The sequence below is a fragment of the Micromonospora sp. NPDC049240 genome, from assembly GCF_040647835.1.
In the GTDB taxonomy this organism is placed as follows: Bacteria; Actinomycetota; Actinomycetes; order Mycobacteriales; family Micromonosporaceae; genus Micromonospora.
The window spans coordinates 416,712-437,314 of sequence record NZ_JBEZCX010000001.1 but is presented as its reverse complement, the minus strand read 5'-3'; the positions used below and the strand labels follow the sequence as shown (position 1 = coordinate 437,314).

Annotated in this window: 23 protein-coding genes and 1 riboswitch; of the genes, 13 read left to right on the top strand and 10 right to left on the bottom strand. The window is 74.3% G+C overall.

Going from position 1 to position 20,603, the window contains the following annotated elements:
• Positions 1-21: 21 nt before the first annotated feature.
• A complete protein-coding gene (locus AB0B02_RS02090; RefSeq protein WP_281943319.1) occupies positions 22-675 on the top strand; it encodes a carbonic anhydrase in 654 nt (217 codons plus the stop codon).
• 56 nt (positions 676-731) lie between these two features.
• Here the strand turns inward: AB0B02_RS02090 and AB0B02_RS02085 are convergent, their stop codons facing one another.
• The 3 genes from AB0B02_RS02085 to AB0B02_RS02075 form a co-directional block, all read right to left on the bottom strand.
• Positions 732-1,757, bottom strand: a complete 1,026-nt coding sequence (locus tag AB0B02_RS02085) for a hypothetical protein (protein ID WP_281943317.1) — start codon at positions 1,755-1,757, stop codon at positions 732-734.
• A gap of 3 nt (positions 1,758-1,760) precedes the next feature.
• Positions 1,761-1,892, bottom strand: a riboswitch (cyclic di-AMP (ydaO/yuaA leader).
• A gap of 154 nt (positions 1,893-2,046) precedes the next feature.
• Positions 2,047-3,354, bottom strand: coding sequence for a YibE/F family protein (locus tag AB0B02_RS02080; RefSeq protein WP_357294246.1), 1,308 nt, complete (start codon positions 3,352-3,354; stop codon positions 2,047-2,049).
• A 216-nt stretch (positions 3,355-3,570) separates the two neighbouring features.
• Positions 3,571-3,870: a metal-sensitive transcriptional regulator gene (locus AB0B02_RS02075; RefSeq protein WP_281943313.1), complete on the bottom strand. Its 300-nt coding sequence runs from the start codon at positions 3,868-3,870 to the stop codon at positions 3,571-3,573.
• A 79-nt stretch (positions 3,871-3,949) separates the two neighbouring features.
• Between AB0B02_RS02075 and AB0B02_RS02070 the strand changes: the two genes are divergently transcribed.
• The 4 genes from AB0B02_RS02070 (at position 3,950) to AB0B02_RS02055 (ending at position 7,667) form a co-directional block, all read left to right on the top strand.
• Positions 3,950-4,156, top strand: a complete 207-nt coding sequence (locus AB0B02_RS02070) for a heavy-metal-associated domain-containing protein (protein ID WP_357294236.1) — start codon at positions 3,950-3,952, stop codon at positions 4,154-4,156.
• Between the two features lie 34 nt (positions 4,157-4,190).
• A complete protein-coding gene (locus AB0B02_RS02065) occupies positions 4,191-5,141 on the top strand; it encodes a hypothetical protein (protein ID WP_357294225.1) in 951 nt (316 codons plus the stop codon).
• Between the two features lie 16 nt (positions 5,142-5,157).
• A complete protein-coding gene (locus AB0B02_RS02060; RefSeq protein WP_357294220.1) occupies positions 5,158-7,413 on the top strand; it encodes a heavy metal translocating P-type ATPase in 2,256 nt (751 codons plus the stop codon).
• An 80-nt stretch (positions 7,414-7,493) separates the two neighbouring features.
• Positions 7,494-7,667: a CsbD family protein gene (locus tag AB0B02_RS02055; protein ID WP_281943306.1), complete on the top strand. Its 174-nt coding sequence runs from the start codon at positions 7,494-7,496 to the stop codon at positions 7,665-7,667.
• 88 nt (positions 7,668-7,755) lie between these two features.
• Here AB0B02_RS02055 and AB0B02_RS02050 read toward each other — a convergent pair whose 3' ends face one another.
• From AB0B02_RS02050 to AB0B02_RS02030, 5 genes are all read right to left on the bottom strand, one after another.
• On the bottom strand, positions 7,756-8,391 hold the full coding sequence (locus tag AB0B02_RS02050; RefSeq protein ID WP_357294202.1) for a dihydrofolate reductase family protein: 636 nt from the start codon (positions 8,389-8,391) through the stop codon (positions 7,756-7,758).
• 29 nt (positions 8,392-8,420) lie between these two features.
• Positions 8,421-9,665 (bottom strand): sigma-70 family RNA polymerase sigma factor, encoded by a 1,245-nt coding sequence (locus AB0B02_RS02045; RefSeq protein ID WP_357294194.1) that lies wholly within the window; start codon positions 9,663-9,665, stop codon positions 8,421-8,423.
• Positions 9,662-10,021 (bottom strand): YciI family protein, encoded by a 360-nt coding sequence (locus AB0B02_RS02040; protein WP_357295809.1) that lies wholly within the window; start codon positions 10,019-10,021, stop codon positions 9,662-9,664. Before AB0B02_RS02040 ends, AB0B02_RS02045 begins: the two co-directional genes overlap by 4 nt.
• Positions 10,022-10,132: 111 nt before the next feature.
• On the bottom strand, positions 10,133-10,243 hold the full coding sequence (locus tag AB0B02_RS02035) for a hypothetical protein (protein WP_357294186.1): 111 nt from the start codon (positions 10,241-10,243) through the stop codon (positions 10,133-10,135).
• 545 nt (positions 10,244-10,788) lie between these two features.
• The gene (locus AB0B02_RS02030; protein WP_357294179.1) at positions 10,789-11,988 is read right to left on the bottom strand and encodes a DUF2786 domain-containing protein; all 1,200 of its coding nucleotides are present in this window, start codon (positions 11,986-11,988) and stop codon (positions 10,789-10,791) included.
• A gap of 140 nt (positions 11,989-12,128) precedes the next feature.
• On the opposite strand from AB0B02_RS02030, the gene AB0B02_RS02025 reads away from it, so the two are divergent.
• From AB0B02_RS02025 to AB0B02_RS02005, 5 genes are all read left to right on the top strand, one after another.
• Positions 12,129-12,989: a DUF3152 domain-containing protein gene (locus tag AB0B02_RS02025; protein WP_281943296.1), complete on the top strand. Its 861-nt coding sequence runs from the start codon at positions 12,129-12,131 to the stop codon at positions 12,987-12,989.
• A 31-nt stretch (positions 12,990-13,020) separates the two neighbouring features.
• The gene (locus AB0B02_RS02020) at positions 13,021-13,683 is read left to right on the top strand and encodes a response regulator transcription factor (protein ID WP_281943295.1); all 663 of its coding nucleotides are present in this window, start codon (positions 13,021-13,023) and stop codon (positions 13,681-13,683) included.
• Between the two features lie 2 nt (positions 13,684-13,685).
• Positions 13,686-14,876, top strand: a complete 1,191-nt coding sequence (locus tag AB0B02_RS02015; RefSeq protein WP_357294158.1) for a HAMP domain-containing sensor histidine kinase — start codon at positions 13,686-13,688, stop codon at positions 14,874-14,876.
• Positions 14,877-14,955: 79 nt separating this feature from the next.
• Positions 14,956-15,447, top strand: a complete 492-nt coding sequence (locus AB0B02_RS02010) for a DUF2231 domain-containing protein (protein ID WP_281943291.1) — start codon at positions 14,956-14,958, stop codon at positions 15,445-15,447.
• A 66-nt stretch (positions 15,448-15,513) separates the two neighbouring features.
• The gene (locus AB0B02_RS02005) at positions 15,514-16,491 is read left to right on the top strand and encodes an aldo/keto reductase (protein ID WP_281943808.1); all 978 of its coding nucleotides are present in this window, start codon (positions 15,514-15,516) and stop codon (positions 16,489-16,491) included.
• A 3-nt stretch (positions 16,492-16,494) separates the two neighbouring features.
• On the opposite strand, the gene AB0B02_RS02000 is transcribed toward AB0B02_RS02005, so the two are convergent.
• Both AB0B02_RS02000 and AB0B02_RS01995 read right to left on the bottom strand, forming a co-directional pair.
• On the bottom strand, positions 16,495-16,920 hold the full coding sequence (locus AB0B02_RS02000; RefSeq protein ID WP_281943289.1) for an ATP-binding protein: 426 nt from the start codon (positions 16,918-16,920) through the stop codon (positions 16,495-16,497).
• A gap of 66 nt (positions 16,921-16,986) precedes the next feature.
• Entirely contained in the window at positions 16,987-17,733 is a 747-nt protein-coding gene (locus tag AB0B02_RS01995) for a class I SAM-dependent methyltransferase (protein ID WP_281943287.1), read from the bottom strand.
• A 172-nt stretch (positions 17,734-17,905) separates the two neighbouring features.
• On the opposite strand from AB0B02_RS01995, the gene AB0B02_RS01990 reads away from it, so the two are divergent.
• The 3 genes from AB0B02_RS01990 (at position 17,906) to AB0B02_RS01980 (ending at position 20,575) form a co-directional block, all read left to right on the top strand.
• The gene (locus AB0B02_RS01990) at positions 17,906-18,937 is read left to right on the top strand and encodes a PHB depolymerase family esterase (RefSeq protein WP_357294132.1); all 1,032 of its coding nucleotides are present in this window, start codon (positions 17,906-17,908) and stop codon (positions 18,935-18,937) included.
• Positions 18,938-19,005: 68 nt separating this feature from the next.
• Entirely contained in the window at positions 19,006-19,224 is a 219-nt protein-coding gene (locus tag AB0B02_RS01985) for a hypothetical protein (RefSeq protein WP_281943282.1), read from the top strand.
• A gap of 202 nt (positions 19,225-19,426) precedes the next feature.
• A complete protein-coding gene (locus AB0B02_RS01980) occupies positions 19,427-20,575 on the top strand; it encodes an FUSC family protein (RefSeq protein WP_357295797.1) in 1,149 nt (382 codons plus the stop codon).
• Positions 20,576-20,603 lie beyond the last annotated feature (28 nt).

Genomic DNA, 20,603 nt, shown 5'->3' with positions numbered 1-20,603 from the left:
CCGAGGACGAGGTGAGCAGCGATGATCCCGAGCACTCCCGACGAGGCACTCGCCGAACTACGGGCCGGTAACCACCGGTTCGTCACCGGTGTGCCGCAGCATCCGAACCAGGACGCCGGGCGCCGGGCCGCGGTCGCCGAGGGCCAGCACCCGTTCGCGGTGATCGTCGGCTGCTCCGACTCCCGGCTCGCCGCCGAGATCATCTTCGACCGCGGTCTCGGCGACCTCTTCGTGGTGCGTACCGCCGGGCACACCGCCGGCCCCGAGGTGCTCGGCAGCGTCGAGTACGCGGTGACCGTGCTCGGCACGCCGCTCGTGGTGGTGCTCGGCCACGACTCGTGCGGCGCGGTCCAGGCGGCCCGCGAGGCGGTCCGCACCGGCTCCGCGCCGGCCGGGCACCTGGGCGCTGTGGTGGACGCCGTCTCGCCCAGCCTGCTCCGGGCCGCCCGGCAGGAGGTCGAGGACCTCGACGGCATCATCGACGTCCACATCGCGCAGACCGTGGAGACCCTGCTGGCCCGCTCGACGGTGCTCGCCGAGCGGGTGGCCGCGGGAGCGTGCTCGGTGGCCGGCATGTCGTACCGGCTGAGCGGCGGTGAGGTGCGGACGGTGGCGCAGTCCCCGGCCCCGGTGCCCGCGCCGGCCGCACCGGCGGACCCGGCGCTCGCCGGCTGACCACCCCCGGACACACGAAAGGGGCCGCCCGGAGGCGGCCCCTTCTCGCGTACGCGTCAGAGCAGTGACATGTGCACGTGGTCGGTGTGGTTCGAGGGCCCGCTGTAGGAACTCCAGCCGGTCGCCGGGAACCAGATCTGCCGGTTCCAGATCACGTAGTAGATGCCCAGTCGGTCGGCGTTACGGATGAGGAAGGCGGCCACCTCGTTGCCGTACCGGCGGGTGTCGTTGTTGTGCCACGGCGAGAAGCCGCTGTTCTGCAACGACCAGTCGCACGCCTTGCCCTTGGGGTGCTCCCACGGCCCGCCGGGGCGGTAACAGCCCACGAAGCGGTTGAAGCCGGCGCGCTTGACCTCCTTGTACGCGTGCAGCGTGCGCGGCGTGACGCAGCCGGAGGTGGTCGGGTCGTTCTCGCTGCACGACTCGGACTTCCACCCGCCGTCGGCGGTGCGGCCGGGGCCGATCTTGGCAACCGGGGAGGTGGCCGAGACCAGGCCACCGGTGAAGTCCAGCCCGCCGACCAGCTTCAGCGCCTTCTGCGCCTCGACCTTCTCGCGGGCCATCGCGTTCGTCTGCTTCTCCTGCTCGCGCACCTCGGCGTCGAGCGCGATCTTGGCCTGCTCGGCGCGCGTCTTCACCGCGTTGATGGCGGCGAGCCGCTGCCCGTTGAACAGGTTGAGTTCGTCCAGGGCGCTGGCCCGACGGACGAACGAGTCGGGCGAGTCGCTCTCCAGCAGCATCGCCATCGCACCGACCCGACCGGTGCGGTAGGACTGCGCGGCGATCTCGGTGACCTGCGGGCTGAGCGCGTCGAGCTCGTTCTGCGCCGCCTTCACCTCGAGCGCGAGCTTGAGCTGCCGCTTGCGCGACGTGTCCAGCTTGGACTTGGCCTGGAGGTAGGCCCGGTTGGCGGCGGTGACGGCCTCGCTGATCAGCGGTGGGTCGTCGTCCTCCGAGTGCCCCGAGGGGTTGGGGGCGGCGGTGTGCGGAGCCGCCGACGCCGGGGTCGGCCCGACCAGCACGGCGAGCGCGGCGAGCACGGCCACCACGGGTGTCAAGCAGCGGCGCAGGGGTGCCGTCACAGTGTTCCCTTCCGTCGGCCGCCGACCGGGTTAGCTGACGGGTTCGGGACGGAAGCGGCCCCTACCGCTGACGCGGATTCACCCCATGTACCTGGTTCCCCGGCTCGCCCGGAGGCGATTGGGCGGCGGCACCGCAGGCGCGGGTGCGCGCCTTCGGCGGTGACCGGCAGCGAGGTTACCCGAGATGTCGACCGGGGATCTACGCCCGGAAGCCGACCAATCGCGAGAATTCGACATTGCCCAGCGTGACCAGCATCGCGTTTCACGCGCGCCGTCACGCTGCGGAGTGTCACCATGCGACATCCGTACTTCCCCGGCGGTCGGGCCACCGTTCGGTCGGCGTCCCGCCGAGCGCCTCCAGCGCCTCGCCGCGGGCCGCCGGGGGCCGGCCCGGCGGTGGCGGCGACGCCCCGGCCGCCGGCCCGCGCCGCCCGGCGGTGGCCACGACCGCGGCCAGCGCGGTGGTGAGCGGTACGGCGGCGATCAGACCGAGGGTCGCCACCGCGCTGCGGACGATCTCCTGGGCGAGGAACTCGCTGGTCAGGATCTCGCTCACCGGGCGGGAGTCGGCCACCAGCAGGAGCAGCAGCGGCAGCGAGGCGCCCGCGTACGCCAGCACGATGGTGTTGACAGTGGACGCGATGTGCGCCCGGCCCACCCGGGTGGCCGCCCGGTAGAGCTGCCGTCGGGAGAGGTCGGGGTTGGCGTGCGCCAGCTCGGTGACGGTGGCCGCCTGGGTGACCGTGACGTCGTCCAGCACGCCCAGCGAGCCGATGATGATGCCGGCCAGCAGCAGCCCGTGCAGGTCCACGCCGCCCTGGAACATGGAGAGCGTGGTGGCGTCCTCGCTGCCGAAGCCGGTCAGGTGGGTGGCGGCGGTGGCGAGCGTGCCCAGCACGCCGGTGACCACCAGGCTGCCGAGCGTGCCGAGCACCGCCACCGACGTCTGCGCGCTGATGCCGTGGGTCAGGTAGAGCACCACGAACATGATCAGCGCGGCGCCGACGATCGCCACCGGCAGCGGGGACCGGCCGGCGCCGATCCCGGGCAGCACGAAGCCGAGCAGGATGGCGAAGCTCGCCACCAGGCCACCCAACGCGGCCAGCCCGCGCCAGCGCCCGAACGCCACGATCGCGGCGGCGAAGAGCGCCACCAGCCAGATCAACGGCGTGGCCCGCTGGTGCTCGGCGATGTTGTACGCCTTCACCGACGGGTCGGCCGGGTCGGTCAGCTCGACCAGGATCACCTCGTCGCCGACCTCGACGCGTGGTGCCCCGGGCCCGTCCGGGATCGGCGTCTCGACCTGCCGGCCGGCGTCCGGGCCCTGCTCCGCGGCGACCGTCACGGTGCCGCACCGGCCGCCGCCGCCCTCGGGGGCCTCCGGCGTGGGCGGGCAGGGCTCGGTCACCACCCGGGTCACCGTGCCGTGGTGGCGTGGCACGTTCTCGGCTTCGGCCGGCTCGGGGCCGCCGCCCCGGGGCCAGAGCGCCAGCGCCGCGAGCACGGTGAGCACGAAGAGCGGCACCACGGTCGCGAGCAGGAGCCGGCGTACGCCCGGCGGCGCGGCGGGGGCGGGACGGGTGTGGTCGGCGCCCACGGTGGCTCTCCCTGCGGGTCGCGGCGCACCGGTTCACCGGCCGGTCGTCCACCGGCCGGCGCGGACGCGTCCTGTCCACGCCCGGGGTCGCCGCCGGGTCATGGTAGCCACCCCACCTGCGCGATCTTGCAGTTGTGGCCCTGGCAAACGGCGCGAACGGGGCGTTTCGTGGGCCGCAACTGCAAGATCGGCGGGGCGGGGGTGGGGTGGGGAGGGTCAGCCGCGCTTCATGAGGCGGCCCACGGCGGCCATCATCTCGGTCGCCATCTCGTCGGCGCGGCCCTCGGCGGCGCCCTCGTGCATGCAGTGCCGGGCGTGGCCGTCGAGCAGGCCCAGCGCGACCTTGTCCAGCGCGGCCTGGATGGCGGAGATCTGGGTCAGCACGTCGATGCAGTAACGGTCGTCCTCGACCATCTTCTCGATGCCCCGGACCTGCCCCTCGATGCGGCGGAGCCGCGCGAGCAGTTGGTCCTTGCTGGCGGTGTAGCCCCGGACCGGGGTGGACGGCGTGGTCATGCGTCGAGGATACCGTACCCCTCGGGGGTATGGTACCGTTCGACTTGTACCCCCAGGGGGTATCGGATCGGAGGGCGAGATGGACACCACATACCAGGTGCGGGGCATGACCTGCGGGCACTGCGTCAACGCGGTCAGCACCGAGCTGAGCGCGCTGCCGGGCGTCACCGACGTCCAGGTCGACCTGGCCACCGGCCGGGTCACCGTCACCAGCCGGGAACCACTGGACGCGGACGCCGTCCGCGCCGCCGTCGACGAGGCCGGCTACGACCTCGCCGGGGCGTGACGGGTCCGCGGACCCGCAGAACCGAGGAGGCACCATGAACACGGCGACGAAGCTGAGTGGCTTCGCGCTCGGCCTCGCGGCGGTGTTCGCCGGGGCGTACGGGATCGGTCACGTGGCCGGTCCCGCCGCCCCGGCCGCCGAGACCCGGCACGACACCACCGACACCGACCACGGAGCCGCCGGCCACGGCGACGAGAGCGCCGGCGGCGCGCACCTGCCCGGCGGGCTGCTGGTCTCCGAGCAGGGCTACACGCTCCAGCCGGTGACCGCCCCGGCCGGCGAGTTCGCGTTCCGGATCACCGGCCCGGACGGCGCACCGGTCACCCGCTACGACGTGGCGCACGACAGGCGCATGCACCTGATCGTCGCCCGCCGCGACCTGTCCGGCTTCCGGCACGTGCACCCGGAGCTGGCCGCCGACGGCACCTGGCGGGTCGCCTCGCCGCTCGCCGGGCCCGGCGTCTGGCGGGCGTTCGCCGACTTCACGCCGACCGGCGGCGAGCCACTGACGCTCGGCGTTGACGTCACCGTCCCCGGCCCGCTGACCGCCCGGCCGCTGCCGGCACCGGCCACCACCGCCACGGTCGACGGCTACACGGTCACGCTCGCCGGCACGCCGGAGCCCGGTCGCACCAGCCGGCTCACGCTCACCGTCAGCCGGGCCGGTCGCCCGGTCACCGACCTCCAGCCCTACCTCGGCGCGTACGGGCACCTGGTGGCGCTGCGCCAGGGCGACCTGGCCTACCTGCACGTGCACCCGGAGGGCACGCCCGACGACGGGCGCACGCCCGCCGGGCCGGCGGTCATGTTCGCGGCCGAGGTGCCGTCCGCCGGGGCGTACCGTCTCTACCTGGACTTCCGCCACGGCGACGCGATGCACACCGCCGAGTTCACCGTCCTGGCCGGCGCCCAGCCCGCGCCGGCACCCACCACCGCACCGACCCCGGACGCCGGACACGGCACGCCGGGGCACGGGCACAGTTGACCGGGGAGGTGTCGCGATGACCACCACGGGAAAGACGCTGCCGACCGCGCCGAACCTGATCGAACTCGCGATCGGCGGCATGACCTGCGCGTCCTGCGCCGCCCGGATCGAGAAGAAGCTCAACCGGATGGACGGCGTCGAGGCCACGGTGAACTACGCCACCGAGAAGGCCACCGTCCGGTACGCCGACGACATCGCGCCGGCCGACCTGATCGCCACCGTGGAGAAGACCGGCTACACGGCAGAGGTGCCGCCGCCGCCCGCCCGCGCCGGGGAGGTCGCGGCCGCCGAGCCGGTGGACGAGCTGCGGGTGGCGCGCACCCGACTGTGGGTCTCCGCGGTGCTGACGCTGCCGGTGATCGTGCTGGCCATGGTGCCGGCCTGGCAGTTCGACTACTGGCAGTGGGCCTCCCTCACGCTGGCCGCGCCGGTGGTGGTCTGGGGCGGGCTGCCGTTCCACCGGGCCGCGCTGGTCAACCTGCGGCACGGCGCGGCGACCATGGACACGCTGGTCTCGCTCGGCACGCTGGCCGCGTTCGGCTGGTCGCTCTGGGCGCTCTTCCTCGGCGACGCCGGGATGCCCGGGATGACGCACCCGTTCCGGTTCGACATCACCCGCGGCGACGGCGCCGGCAACATCTACCTGGAGGCCGCCGCCGGGGTGACCGTCTTCATCCTGGCCGGGCGTTACTTCGAGGCGCGGGCCAAGCGCACCGCCGGCTCCGCGCTGCGGGCCCTGCTGGAGTTGGGCGCGAAGGACGTGGCGGTGCTGCGCGGCGGGTCGGAGGTCCGGATCCCGGTCGACCAGCTCGCGGTCGCCGACCGGTTCGTGGTCCGGCCCGGCGAGAAGATCGCCACCGACGGCGTGGTCGAGGAGGGCACCTCGGCGGTCGACGCCAGCATGCTCACCGGCGAATCGGTGCCGGTCGAGGTCGGGCCGGGTGACGCCGTGGTGGGCGCCACCGTCAACGCCGGTGGCCGGCTGGTGGTCCGGGCCACCCGGATCGGCGGCGACACCCAGCTCGCCCAGATGGCCCGACTGGTGGAACAGGCGCAGACCGGCAAGGCGGCGGTGCAGCGCCTCGCCGACCGGATCTCCGGCGTGTTCGTGCCGATCGTGATCGCCCTGGCCGCCGGCACGCTGGGCTGGTGGCTCGGCACCGGCGCCGGGCCGACCGCCGCGTTCACCGCCGCCGTGGCCGTGCTGATCATCGCGTGCCCGTGCGCGCTCGGCCTGGCCACCCCGACCGCGCTGCTGGTCGGCACCGGGCGCGGCGCGCAGCTCGGCGTGCTGATCAAGGGACCGGAGGTGCTGGAGTCCACCCGCCGGGTGGACACCGTGGTGCTGGACAAGACCGGCACCGTCACCACCGGCCGGATGACGCTGGCCGAGGTGCTGCCCGCCGCCGGCGAGGACGCCGGCGAACTGCTCCGGCTGGCCGGCGCGTTGGAGGCGGCCTCCGAGCACCCGATCGCGCGGGCGGTCGCCGAGGGCGCGGCCGAGGCCGGGCCGACGCCCGCCGTCGGCGACTTCGCGAACGCCGAGGGGCTCGGCGTGACCGGCACGGTCGACGGCCGGAGCGTGGTGGTCGGGCGGCTCCGACTGCTGCGGGAGCGCGGTCTCGACGTACCCGAGGAGGTCGTGCGCGCCGCGACCGGCGCGGAGGCCGCCGGCCGCACGGCGGTCCTGGCCGGCTGGGACGGGCGGGCCCGGGGCGTGCTCGCGGTGGCCGACGCGGTGAAGCCGACCAGCCGGGCGGCGGTCGAACGGCTGCGCGGCCTGGGGCTCACCCCGGTGCTCCTCACCGGCGACAACGCCACCGTGGCCGGGGCGGTGGCCGCCGAGGTGGGCATCGACGAGGTGATCGCGGAGGTGCTGCCCGCCGACAAGGTGGCCGTGGTCGAGCGGCTCCAGGGCGAGGGCCGGGTGGTGGCCATGGTCGGGGACGGGGTCAACGACGCCGCCGCGCTGGCCCGCGCCGACCTCGGGCTGGCCATGGGCACCGGCACCGACGTGGCCATCGAGGCCGCCGACCTGACGCTGGTGCGGGGCGACCTGCTGGCTGCGGCGGACGCCATCCGGCTCTCCCGCCGCACGTTGACGATCATCAAGGGCAACCTGTTCTGGGCGTTCGCCTACAACGTGGCCGCGCTGCCGCTGGCCGCCGCCGGGCTGCTCAACCCGATGCTCGCCGGCGCGGCGATGGCCTTCTCGTCGGTGTTCGTGGTGGCGAACAGCCTGCGGCTGCGGCGCTTTCGCCCGATCGGGTGACGCCGGGCACCGGCATGGTTGGGCGGGCGACCGGTTGGGTAACTCGTTGTCGTCACGCAACTGTTGAGCTGGAGGTTCCCATGGGTCTCGACGACAAGATCGACAACGCTTCCCAGGACACCGCGGGCAAGGTCAAGGAGGGCATCGGCCGGGCGACCGACAACGAGCGCCTCGAGGCCGAGGGCCGCAACGACCAGGCCGGCGCCAAGCTCAAGCAGGCCGGCGAGAAGATCAAGGACGCCTTCAAGAGCTGACGTACGCTCGCACACCCCACCGGGCCGGCCTTCGGGCCGGCCCGGCGTGCTACGTGGCGAGGGGCGCTCGCGCTGACGCGACGCCGGGTCAGCGCGGCACGCGGTAGCGGATGTGGGTGACGGTGGGACCCGCGACCACCCGTTCCGGCGTCAGGGTCGCGTCCAGCGGTCCGTCGAAGAGTGGCGTGCCGCCGCCCAGCACGATCGGCACCACGTGCAGCCAGAGCGAGTCGAGCAGGCCCGCCGCCAGGTAGCCGCGTACCGTGTTGCCGCCACCGGCCACGCAGACGTCGCGGTCACCGGCCGCCTCCCGGGCCTGCTCCAGCGCCGCCTCGGCGCCGTCGGTGACGAAGTGGAACTCCGTGCCGCCGGCCATCAGCAGCGACGCCCGCGGGTGATGGGTCAGCACGAACACCGGGGTACGGAACGGCGGATCGGCACCCCACCACCCGGTCCAGGCCCGGTCCCACGGCCCCTCGCCGCCGCCGAACATGCGCCGGCCCATCACGTACGCCCCGACGCCGGCGGTCATCTCCTCGACCACGTCGGCGTCGACGTTGCGTTCCCCGCCGGTGAGGGCGTGCTGCGCGCGCCAGCTCTCGGTGGCGAACGCCCACTCGTGCAGCCGCAGGCCGCCCTGCCCGAGCGGATCCTGCACGCTCTGACCCGGCGCGGCCACGTACCCGTCCAACGACATCGACAGTTGACTGGTGACCTCTCCCATGAGGGGTGGACCCGCCGGGTCGGCGGAACTCATCGCTCGGCGGCCAGCCGCGCCGCGCGTACCTCCAGGTAACGCCGCTCGGGCAGGCTGGTGGTGGCCCGGGCGGCGGCCAGGTAGGCGGTCCGGGCGTCCGCCCGGTCGCCGGCCAGTTCGAGCAGGTGGGCGCGGACGGCGGCGAGGCGGTGGTGGCCGGCGGTCCGGTCGTCGACGTGCAGCGGCGCGAGCATCGCCAGGCCGGCCCGGGGGCCGTCCACCATGGCCACCGCGACCGCCTGGTTGAGCGTGACCATCGGGTTGGGCGCGAGCCGGGCCAGCACCCGGTAGAGCGCCACGATCTGCGGCCAGTCCGTGGTCGCGGCGGTGGGCGCCTCCGCGTGCACCGCGGCGATGGCGGCCTGCACCTGGTACGGGCCGGGCGCCGACCAGGTCAACGCGTCGGTCACCAGCGCGATCCCCTCCGCCACGGCAGCGGTGTCCCAGCGGGTGCGGTCCTGCTCGGCCAGCGGCACCAGTTCCCCGTCCGGTCCCACCCGGGCGGCCCGGTGCGCGTCGGTGAGCAGCATCAGCGCCAGCAGCCCGGCCACCTCGCCCTGGTCCGGCAGCAGCCGGTGCAGCTCCCGGGCCAGCCGGATCGCCTCCCCGGTCAGCTCGACCCGGTGCAGCGTGTCCCCGCTGGACGCGGTGTAGCCCTCGTTGAAGACCAGGTAGAGCACGCGCAGCACCGCGCCCAGCCGTTCGTCCCGGTCGGCTCCCGACGGGAGCGTGAAGCGTGCCCCGGCCGCCTCGATCCGCTGCTTGGCGCGGCGGATCCGCTGGCTCATGGTCGCTTCCGGCACCAGGTACGCCCGCGCGATCTCGGCGGTGCTCAACCCGCCCACCGCGCGCAGCGTGAGCGCCACCTGGGCGTTGACCGGCAGCGCCGGGTGGCAGCAGAGGAACAGCAGCCGCAACGTGTCGTCCCGGCTCGGCGGCTCCTCGTCGGCGGGCGGGGCGACCGCCGCGTACGCCGGCTGCCGGACCGCCACCGCGACCTCGCGCGCCCGGCGGGCGTGTTCGCTGCGCCACTCGTCGGTGAGTCGGCGGGTGGCCACGGTGACCAGCCAGGCACGGGGATGCTCCGGCACGCCCTGCGCCGGCCACCCGGTGGCGGCGGCGAGCAGCGCCTCCTGGACCGCGTCCTCGCAGGCGTAGAACTGGCCGTGCCGGCGGACGAGCACGCCGAGAACCTGCGGCGCGAGTGCCCGCAGCAGGTCCTCGACCGCCCGGGAGGTCACATCTCCGTCCCGGCCTGCTCCATCACCGCGCGCACCTCCAGCACGCCGAAGCCGTGCCGCACGTCCGGCCAGCTCGCGGCGATCTCGACGGCCCGCTCCGGGGTCTCGCAGTCGACCGTCAGATAGCCGGCGAACTGCTCCTTGCTCTCCACGAACGGGCCGTCGGTGATCTCCGTGCCGCCGCCCGCGGGGCGTACGGTCCGGGTCTGCGACGGGTCGGCCAGCGCCTCCCCGCCGACCAGCTCACCGGACTCGGTCAGCGTCTTCATGATCTCGTCGACCTCGCCGAAGATCGCGGTGCGCTCCGCCTCGGTCAGCTCGTCGGCGAAGCCGGGCCGGTTCCAGATCAGCAGCATGTACTTCACGGTCCACTCCTCGGGTACGGGCCACCGTCGGTGGCGCCTCGCAGACGGGTCGGAGCCGGCCGGCCCGATCCGACACGTCGCGTCATGGGGAGGGGTGGGAAGTTATTCGGACTCGGCGACGAAGACGCCCTGACCCTGCTGGCCGTAGATCAGGTTTCGGGCGTGCAGCTCCTTCACCGCCCGGTAGGCCGTCGAGCGGGCGACGTTGTACAACTCACCGATCTCGGAGACCGAGGGCAGTTGTCGGCCCGGCGCATACTCGGATCTTGGCCTCGATGTCATCGGCGACGCGCCGGTAATGGGGTGGTCGGGTCGGCATGGTCGGCTCTCCTGGACTTCAGCGGAGATCATGCTGCCAGCCGAAACCTGGTCGGACAAGTGAACAACCCGGCAAGGTGGAGACAGTGGGAACTTCACTGGGCTTCCTCCACCGGTCGGCCGTGGCGAGGCTGCCTGCAGTGCCAGGATCGGCATACCTGTGCCCAGTTCGACTGGGCCGTGGAGCGGTTCGCGCACTACGCATCGATCACGTTCCAGAAGCGATGATCACCGCCCTGCCCTTCGAAAGGGCGGGCTCGGCCCGAACCGTCCGAGATCTTGGAGCGAAGTGGCCCCTGGAGGGGCACGTAGTTTCCAAGATCTCTCTGCGCCCGACATGCGAGAAGAATTATCCGCCATGTGGAAGGACTGCGGCGGGCGGCTCGTCAGGCGGACGCTCGACGGTGAACTTCCACAAGCGCCCCCGCCTGCAGAGTCGGTCAGCGAGGGGCGCGCAGGGGGCGGGGCGCGGGGCGGCCGGCGTCCAGCGAGGCGCGGTCGGCGGCGGTGGTGCCGGAACTCCACCCCTCCGTGTCACGCACCTGGAGCCGGTGCCGGGTGGTGCCGGGAAAGAGCTGGTCGGCGCGTTCCCGGACGGCATCCGTCCGGGCCGCCAGCACCGGCAGCAGCCGGTCGTCGGCGTGTTCCTCGGCCGCCGCCGTGCTGGCCGCCCGCAACCGCTCCCCGATCCGCAGCGCGAACGCGTTGAGGAACGACTCGTCGTAACCCTTCGTACGCCGGCCGCCGCCCTTGCCGCGCCCACTGCGATCGCCGCGTCCGCGCAGCATCGCGGCGGTGGCCTGCACCAGTAGCGACGTGTGCAGCAGTTCGACCGCGGCCAGGTCGGCCGGGAACCCGAGGACGGTGGCGAAGCCCAGGTCGTCGGACCAGACCGACTCGCACCGGTTCGCCGCCGCCACCTCCTGGATCAGCAGCGCCTTCGCCGCCGCGTACGGGGCGTCGGTGCCGAGGCGCATCCCGCCCGGCTGGTCGGGCCGCTCGGCGGTGGCGTCGAGCAGCGCCGCGTCGATGCTGTGCCGGGCCATCAGCTCCTGCGCCTTCGCGGTGAACGCCTCCGCCTCGGCCGGGTAGCCGCTCGACTCGGCCTTGGCCAGCAGCGCGCGTACCCGGTCGAGCATCCGGGAACCGGTGGCCGGCACGGCGGCGAGCGGGACGGCGGCGGCGCCGGGCGGTGGCCGGAGCACCGCGATCGGCGGCAGTGACCCGACCAGCACCAGCGCGTCGACCGCGTCCCGCAACGCGGTGATCCGGTCGCCGTCGGCGCGGCGGTCCAGCCAGCCCGCGTCGGCGTCCCAGCGGGCGTCCAGGTCGGTGAGCTGCTCGTCGAACCAGGCCGGCACCGGTGCGGGCAGCGCGCGCCGCTGGGCGGCCAGCGTGTCGCGCAGCAGCCGGGCGCCGCGCGGGGTCAGCCGGCGGGTGGCGAGCCGGTCCACGTCGACCGGCTGCCAGCCGCGCGGCCAGAGCCGCCCCACGGCACGGGAGAGCCGGGCGAGCAGCGCCGCGTCCACCGCCGCGCCGTCGCCCACCACCAGAGCGTCGAGGGCGCGCTCGGCGGCGCGTACGTCGGTGCCGCGCGCCGCCGCGAGGGCGTCGTCGAGCAGCGTCTCGGCTGGTGACACGGGTGGCTCCCCCTGGAATCCGACAGGCGGCAGGTCGTCCACCCCGGCACAGACGGTACCCGGCCCTTTCGTTCAACCGTCCGGACCTGGTATCCGTACTCCTGGCCGGAACGCGGGCGGGGCGACGGACGGAGAGCGACGTGGGCGGGCAGGACCGGGGCGTGCACCGCCGCCGACGACGGTCGGGTGCCGGCCTCCGCGCGTTCGCGGCGGTGCTCGTCGTGACCGGCCTCACGGCGGTCGGTGGGTACGCCGTGCGACGCCATCCGGAGCTGCTGGCCTCGGTCGGGGTGGACCGGACCGTGCCGGCGGCGATGCCGTCCGCGCGCCCGCCGGCGGCGACCGCCCCGCCGGTGAAGGTCGCTCCGTCGCCGGTCCCGGCAGCCGGTCGGGTGCCACCCGCCATCGGCTACCCGCTCCGGGGCGGGGGCGGGTTCCGCACCGCCGACACCACCGGCGCGGTCGCCGGGCGCGGCGGTGAGCTGCTGCGTTACCGGGTCGCGGTCGAGGACGGCATCCGCAACGTGGACGTGGAGCGCTTCGCCCGGGAGGTCGCGGCGACGCTCGCCGACCCGCGCGGCTGGACCGGTGACGGCCGGTGGCGGCTGCAACGGGTGGGCCGGGACGCGCCGGCCGACTTCACCGTGCTGCTGACCACGCCGGTCACCCGGGGCGAGCTGTGCGGCGACCCGACCGACCGCTACACGTCCTGCCGCAACGGCGACCGGGTGGTGATCAACGTGGCCCGCTGGGTGTACGGCGTGCCGCACGTGCCCGACCTCGGCCTCTACCGGCACTACCTGCTCAACCACGAGGTGGGCCACCGGCTCGGCCACGGCCACGAGCGCTGCCCCCGGGCCGGCGGCCCGGCGCCGGTGATGGTGCAGCAGACGCTCGGCCTGCACGGCTGCACGCCGAACGCGTGGCCACTGGTGGCTGGCGAGCCGCTGGCCGGCCCGTCCGGCCAGTACGACGACCCGATCCCGGCCGGGGACCACTGACCTGCCGACCCGCCGGGTGAATACTGGCTGGGTGGAGAGCCGTCCCCGCCTGCTGCTGGTCGAGGACGACCGCGCCCTGTCCGGTCTCCTCGTCGACCTGCTCACCGAGGAGGGGTACGACGTCGACGTGGCCGGCGACGGCCACCTCGGGCTGCACCGGGCGCTGACCCGGGACTACCAGGTCATGGTGGTCGACCGGGGGCTGCCGGTGCTGGACGGGCTGGAACTGGTCACCCGGCTGCGGGCGCACGGCGTCGCCTGCCCGGTGCTGCTGCTCACCGCCCGTGGCGCGGTGCACGACCGGGTCGCCGGCCTGGACGCCGGGGCGGAGGACTACCTGGTCAAGCCGTTCGAGGTGGCGGAGCTGTCGGCCCGGCTGCGGGCGTTGCGCCGCCGCCACCCGGACGGCGCGAGCTGGTTGCCGCTGGGCCGCGGCCGGCTCGACGTGGGCAATCGTCGGGTGGTCGACGGCGCCGAGGAGATCCCGCTCTCCGCCCGCGAGTTCGCCGTGCTGCACGCCCTCGCCGGGCGGCCCCGCAAGGTCTTCACCCGGGCGGAGCTGCTCAGCACCGCGTTCGACCGCGCCGACGCGCCCGGCACCGTCGACGCCTGCGTCCACCACCTGCGCCGGAAGCTGGGGCGGGACGCCGTCCGGACGGTGCACGGGCTGGGTTACCGGCTCGGGGCCGGCTGAGCGTGGACGAGGCCCGGCTCGCTCGTGCCCGCCGGCGCAGCGTGGCGCAGACCGCCGGCGCGATCGGGCTGGTCCTGTTGCTCGTCGGCGCGCTGATGTTCGCGCTGACCAGCCGGCAGGAGTCCCGGGCGTTGGACGGTGAGCTGACCCGGGTGCTGGCCGCCGCCGAGGACGTCGACGATCCCCCGCCGGGGCAGTTCCTGGCGCGGCAGCGCCCCGGCGACCCGGTCGTCGAGGTGACGCCGGGCGCGTCCCCGGAGCTGACCCGCGTGCTCGACGAGGCGGTACGCCGTTCGCCCGGCCGTCACGACGCGACGGCCGGCGACGACCGGCCGGTCCGGGTGGCGGTGGCGCGCCGGTCCGACGGCACCCGCTGGGCGGTCGCCGCCGAGCTGGCCCCGCTCCGACGCCGGCAGGGGCAGCTCGGCCTCGCGCTGCTGGTGGCCGAGCTGGCCGGGCTGGCCGGTGCGCTGGTGACCGCGACACTGCTGGCCCGCCGGGCGGTCGCCCCGCTGGCCGCCGCGTTGGGCATGCAACGCCGGTTCGTGGCGGACGCCTCGCACGAGCTGCGTGCCCCGCTGACCGTGCTGCACACCCGGGCGCAACTGCTGGCCCGGCGGGCCCGGGAACAGCCGGCCCAGGGGCTGGCCGGGCAGCTCGACCAGCTCGTGGCGGACACCCGGGCGCTCGGCGAGGTGGTGGAGGACCTGCTGGTGTCGGCCGCCGCCGAGCACCAGCCGTTGCCGGACACCGCGGTGGACCTGACCGAGGTGGCCCGCGAGGTGGTGGGCAGCATGTCCGCGTACGCCGGCGAGCGGCGGGTGGAGCTACGGCTGGTGGCGGCCGGTCCGGCGCTGGTCCGGGGCGCCGGACCGGCCCTGCGCCGGGCAGTGACCGCGCTGGTGGACAACGCCGTCGGGCACGTGCCGGCGGGCGGGCACGTCACGGTGACCGTGTCCCGCCGGGACGGGCGGATCGCCGCCGAGGTCGCCGACGACGGGGTCGGCCTGGACCCGGCGGAGGCGGACCGCCTGTTCGCGCGGTTCGCGCACGGCACGGCCGGGGCCGGCCGGCGGTTCGGCCTCGGTCTCGCCCTGGTCCAGCATGTGGCACAGGCGCACCGGGGCACGGTCGAGGTGGCCGGTGCGCCGGGTCGCGGCGCCACCTTCACGCTGCTGCTGCCGCCCGCCTGAGCGGGCCCGGCGTAAGAACTTCGCAAGAACTGCCGGGCACTGTGGGACCGAACCGGACCCCACCGCCGAGGAGATCATCGTGCCGGACTCCGTGAACGGACTGCCCCTGCATCCGCTGGTGGTGCACGCCGTGGTGGTCCTGCTGCCGCTGGCCGCGCTGGGCGTGGTCGCGTTGGCCGTACGCCCCGCCTGGCGGGGCCGCTTCGGGTGGCTCGTGGTGCTGGTCGCCGCGCTGGCCACCGCAGCGATCCCGCTCGCCACCGAGAGCGGGGAGAGCCTGGAGCGGCGGGTCGGCGACCCGGGCCGGCACGCCGAGTTGGGCGACCAACTGCTCTGGTTCGCGTTGCCGTTGCTGGTCGTCGCCGTCGCCCTGGTCTGGTTGCGGCGCCGGGCGGAGCGGCCGGCCGGTGCCGGGGCGACGACCGGACCCGGCGTGCCGGGCGTGGTGGTGGCCGTGCTGGCGGTGGTGGTGGCCGCGGCGAACCTGGTCCAGGTCTACCGGGTGGGCGAGTCCGGGGCGAAGGCGGTCTGGGGTGACGTCCCGGCGGCCACCGCGGAACACGGCGACTGAGCCGCCCGTCCCGGCGGCCGGGCCGCCGGGCTGCGGAGCCGGTACGGCGGTGGTGAGATGGACCGCATGGATTACGTGACGTTCGGCTCCACCGGCCTTCAGGTGTCCCGGCTCTGCCTGGGTTGCATGAGCTACGGCGAGCCGGGACGGGGCACCCACCCGTGGTCGCTGCCGGAGGACGACGCCCGGCCCTTCATCAAGCAGGCGCTGGAGCTGGGGGTGAACTTCTTCGACACCGCCAACGTCTACTCCGACGGCACCAGCGAGGAGATCGTCGGCCGGGCGTTGAAGGACTTCGCCGACCGCGACGAGGTGGTGATCGCGACGAAGGTCCACGGCCGGAGGGGGTCGGGACCGAACCGGGGCGGCCTGTCCCGCAAGCACATCATGAGCGAGATCGACGCGAGCCTGCGCCGGCTCGGCACCGACTACGTCGACCTCTACCAGATCCACCGTCTCGACCCGGCCACGCCGATCGAGGAGACGCTGGAGGCGCTGCACGACCTGGTCCGGGTCGGCAAGGTCCGCTACCTCGGCGCCTCGTCGATGTACGCGTGGCAGTTCGCCAAGGCGCTCGGGCTCGCCGAGCGGCACGGCTGGACCCGGTTCGTCTCCATGCAGAACCACTACAACCTGATCTACCGCGAGGAGGAGCGGGAGATGCTGCCGCTCTGCCTCGACGAGGGCGTCGCGGTGATCCCGTGGAGTCCGCTGGCCCGCGGCCTGTTGACCCGCGACCCGGGGGAGCGGACGGCGCGGGCGGACACCGACGAGTTCGGCCGCAAGCTGTACGCGCGTACCGAGGAGCACGACCGGGCGGTGGTCGACGCGGTGGGCCGGGTCGCCGCGCAGCGTGGCGTGCCGCGCGCCCAGGTGGCGTTGGCCTGGGTGGCGCGTCATCCGGCGGTGACCGCGCCGATCGTCGGGGCCACGAAGCCGCACCACCTGACCGACGCGGTCGCCGCACTGGAGATGGAGTTGACCGACGCCGAGGTGGCGGAGCTGGAGGCGCCGTACGTCCCGCACCCGGTGTCCGGTTTCTGAGCGCTATCGCGAGAACGCCGCCCAGATGTGCTTGGTGGTGGTGGTGGCGTACCAGCCGACGTCGAGCGAGATCGACTGGGCCAGGAAGAGCCCGCGTCCGCCCGAGTCGAGCGGGTGGATGTCGGACAGCTCCGGCACCGAGCTGACGTCGTGGTCGGCCACCTCCAACAGGAAGCAGTCGTCGGTGGCCAGCAGCGTGACGATGGTGGGGGGTCGCCCGTGCCGGAGCGCGTTGCTGGCCAGCTCGGTGACGACGAGCAGCACCATGTGCGGCACCTCGTCCAGATCCTCGCCCTGCACCAGCCCGTGCCGGTTCAACGCGTCGCGCAGCGAGGCCCGCACGTCGCGCAGCTCTTCCGGGGTGTCGAGCACCCACCGCTCCAGCTCGGTGGCCTGCGGTGGCGGCGGCGACGTGCGCAACTGTCCCATGATCTCTCTTTACCCTGCGTAGCGATCTGCTAAGCCCGGCCGCCCGTCGTCGGCGGGTCCGGGGCATCAGCGGCGCATCAGCGCGAACGCCCCCCAACCCAGATACTCGCGCTGGAAGCGGACGTACCGCAGCGGGTCCTCGGTCAACTCCTGCCGCAGCTCCGGGGCCAGCTCGTCGTCCGGGTTGGCGTCCAGCCAGCGGCGCAGGTTCAACCAGTGCGCGGCGGCGTAGCGGTCCCAGCTGTCCTGGTCGGCGAGGACCATCTCGACCAGGTCCCAGCCGCACGCGCCGAAGAGCCGGACCAGGCCGGGCAGGTCGTGGAACTCGTCCCGGGACCGTGCGTGGGAACCGGTCACCGTCTCCTCGTCGGGCGGGTCGAGGCGCCAGTACGGCTCACCGACCAGCACCGTCCCGCCGGGGCGAAGGCTGCGACGGAGGATCTCCAGCGTGCCGGGCACCCCGCCGCCGATCCAGGTCGCACCGACGCAGGCGGCCAGGTCGACGGGCTCCGTCGCGACGTACGTCGCGGCGTCGCCGTGCACGAAACGTAACCGTTCGGACACCCCCAGCTCGGTGGCGCGCTCCCTGGCGGCAGCGGTGTTGACGGTGCTGATGTCCACCCCGGTGCCGGTCACGCCGTGGTCCCGGGCCCAGGTGCAGAGCATTTCGCCCTTGCCGCTGCACAGGTCGAGGATCGACGTGCCCGGTTCGAGCTTGATCGCCCGGCCCAGGGTGGCCAGCTTGCCGGCGTCGAACGGGTTGATGATCCGCAGGTCGCCCTCGCGGATGGTGAAGCTACGTGGCAGGTCCATCCGTCGGGACGGTAGTTCGGGCCCCGGCGAGGGTCCAGGGGATTTTCGGGGTGGCCGGCCCACACCGCCCCGGCGGGCGAGGTGTCGACCACACGGATATCGGCTGTGGTCGATGTCACGCTAGCGTTCCGGCACGCCGGTCGTCCCACCGGCGGTCGGACGGGAGAACGCCATGAAGACACCGTGGAAAGCCGTCACCACCCTCGCCGCCGCGCTCCTGCTGGTCCTGCCCGGTGGCGTCGCCGCCCGGGCCGCGAGCACTCCGTACACGAAGGCTCCGGTCGCCGGCACGCTGCGCGCGTACCCGGTCTCCGCCGTCTACCTCGCCGGGGTCTCCTCCGGCGGTTACCTGGCGACCCAGCTCCAGGTCGCCTACTCGGCCCGGATCCGGGGCGCGGCGATCTTCGCGGCCGGGCCGTACTACTGCGCGCAGAACAGCGTCCCGCAGGCGCTCTACGGCTGCGGCGACACCATCTACCCGACGTACCTGGGCAACCTGGAGGCGTACACCCGCACCTGGGCCTCGTCCGGCTGGATCGACGGCACCGGCAACCTGGCCGGCCAGCCGGTGTACGTCTACCACGGCGCCAACGACGCCACCGTGAAGAAATCGGTCACCGACGACCTGGTCCGCTACTACCAGGACTTCGGCGCCGGCGTCCGCTACGACTCCGGCGGTGCGGCCGGGCACTCCTGGGTCACGCCCTACGGCACGGTCGGCTGCACGGCCACCGCCTCGCCGTTCCTCGCCGACTGCGGCACCGACCCGCAGGGCGCGTTCCTGGCCCACCTGCTCGGTCCGGTCGCCGCGCCGAACACCGGCCCGCTCAGCGGCACGCTGATCCGATTCAGCCAGGACAGCTTCGCGGTCAACGGCTGGGCCAACGGGCTGAGCATGGACGGCAACGGCTTCGCGTACGTGCCGGCCGCCTGCGCCGCCGGCACCACCTGCCGGCTGCTGGTCGCGCTGCACGGCTGCGCCCAGGGGTACGCCAGGGTCGGCACCGCGTTCGTCGACCGGGCCAACCTCAACCAGTACGCCGACACCAACCGACTGATCGTCCTCTATCCGCAGGCGATCGCCTCCGGAGTCAACCCGAACGGCTGCTGGGACTGGTGGGGCTACCTCGGCACGAACTACCCGATCAAGGGCGGTGCCCAGGTCGAGACCGTGCTGAACATGGTCCGCCGGCTGGACGGCTGACCCCGTGTGCGGCCCGGCCCGTACCCCGGGTCTGGGCCGGACCGGGTCACCTGCGGTACGGTCAGTTCATGGTCGTCGAGGAACATTGGTGGAACGGCGTCAACATCCCCCGCGGGCGCCGCGACGTCTACATCTGCACCGACGGACAGCAGTGGCAGGTCCAGGCTCAGATCGGCGGCGCCGCCGGCCGGTCGAAGATCCAGCAGTGCCCGAGCCGCGTCTCGGCGAGCATCCTCGCCGGGGCATGGCGGTCGGGCGGCACCGGTTGGCGGGAGATGCCCCGCTGATCCGGGCGCGGCGGTCAGTTCCGGCCGCCGTGCACCGCCCGGTCGACGAGTGATGCCGTGGTCGCCCATGCCCTCGGCGGTTGAGCAGGATTGAGCCGACCGGAAGCGGGTACGCCCGGCCGTGGCCGGTGCTGCGGGAGCGGGCGGCGGTGACCAGGCCGCCGGGGACAGGGCCGCCGGTGCCCAGCGCCTCGCCCGCCGGCTGCGGGCCGTGCCGGCGCTGCTGACGGACCGGTTCCGCCGGGTACGCGCGGGCGCCGGGCTGGCCGCCCAGGCCGGGTTGGCCGCCGGCCTCTCCTGGTGGGCCGCGGACTCGCTGCTGCACGTGGCCCAACCGGTCTTCGCCCCGATCTCGGCGGTGGTGGCGCTCGCCGCCTCGGTGGGGCAACGCCTGCGCCGTACCGTCGAACTGGTGCTCGGCGTGGCGGTCGGCATCCTGATCGGCAACCTGTTGATCAGCCTGGTCGGGGTCGGTGCCTGGCAGCTCGGCGCCATCGTGGCGCTGGCCGTCCTGGTGGCCGCGTTCGTCGGTCGCAGCCCGGCGCTGGCGGTCCAGGCCGGGGCGACCGCGGTGCTGATCGGCACGCTGACGCCGACCATGCCGGACCTCGAAGCGCCCCGGGTGGTCGACGCGTTGATCGGCGGCGCCGCGACGCTGCTGGTGACCGCCGTGCTGCTGCCCCTGAACCCGCTGCGGATCATCAACCGGGCGGCCGGCCCCGCGCTGATGCTGCTCGCCGACCAGTTGGACCGCACCGCCGCTGCCCTGCGCGAGCGGGAGGTCGAGGCGGCGATCGCCGCCCGGGACCGGCTGCGCGACAACAAGGAGGAGATGGGCGCCTTCGGCGAGGCCGCGCAGGGCGCCCGGGAGGCCGCCACGCTCTCGCCGGTCTACTGGACCGCCCGGCAGGGGCCGCTCGGCCGGTACGCGAACTCGGTCGAGCCGGTGGACCGGGCGATGCGCAACAGCGGCACGCTGATCCGGCGGGCGGTCACGCTGCTCGCCGACGGCGAGCGGATCCCGGACGCCATGCCGGCTGCCGTGTCGGGGCTGGCCGAGGCGGTCCGCCGGCTGCGCAGGGAGTTCGCCCGGGGCGTGGCGGAGCCGACCCGCTGCCGGGAGTCCGCGTTGCGGGCGGTGGCCGAGGCCGGGCGCGCGTACCGGGCCGGGGTGGACTTCTCCGGCGCGGTCGTGGTGGCCCAGGTGCGCACCGCGGCCAGTGACCTGCTGGTCGCCACCGACGTCGACCAGGACGAGGCGAACCGGCTGGTGCGCTCGGCCTTCGGTCCGCTCGACCCACCCCGGTCCGGCGAGCGCGCCGGCTCGGGGTCGGCCCGTCCCGAGGGCTGACGCGAGGGTGGCCGGTGGCGTGCTGCTG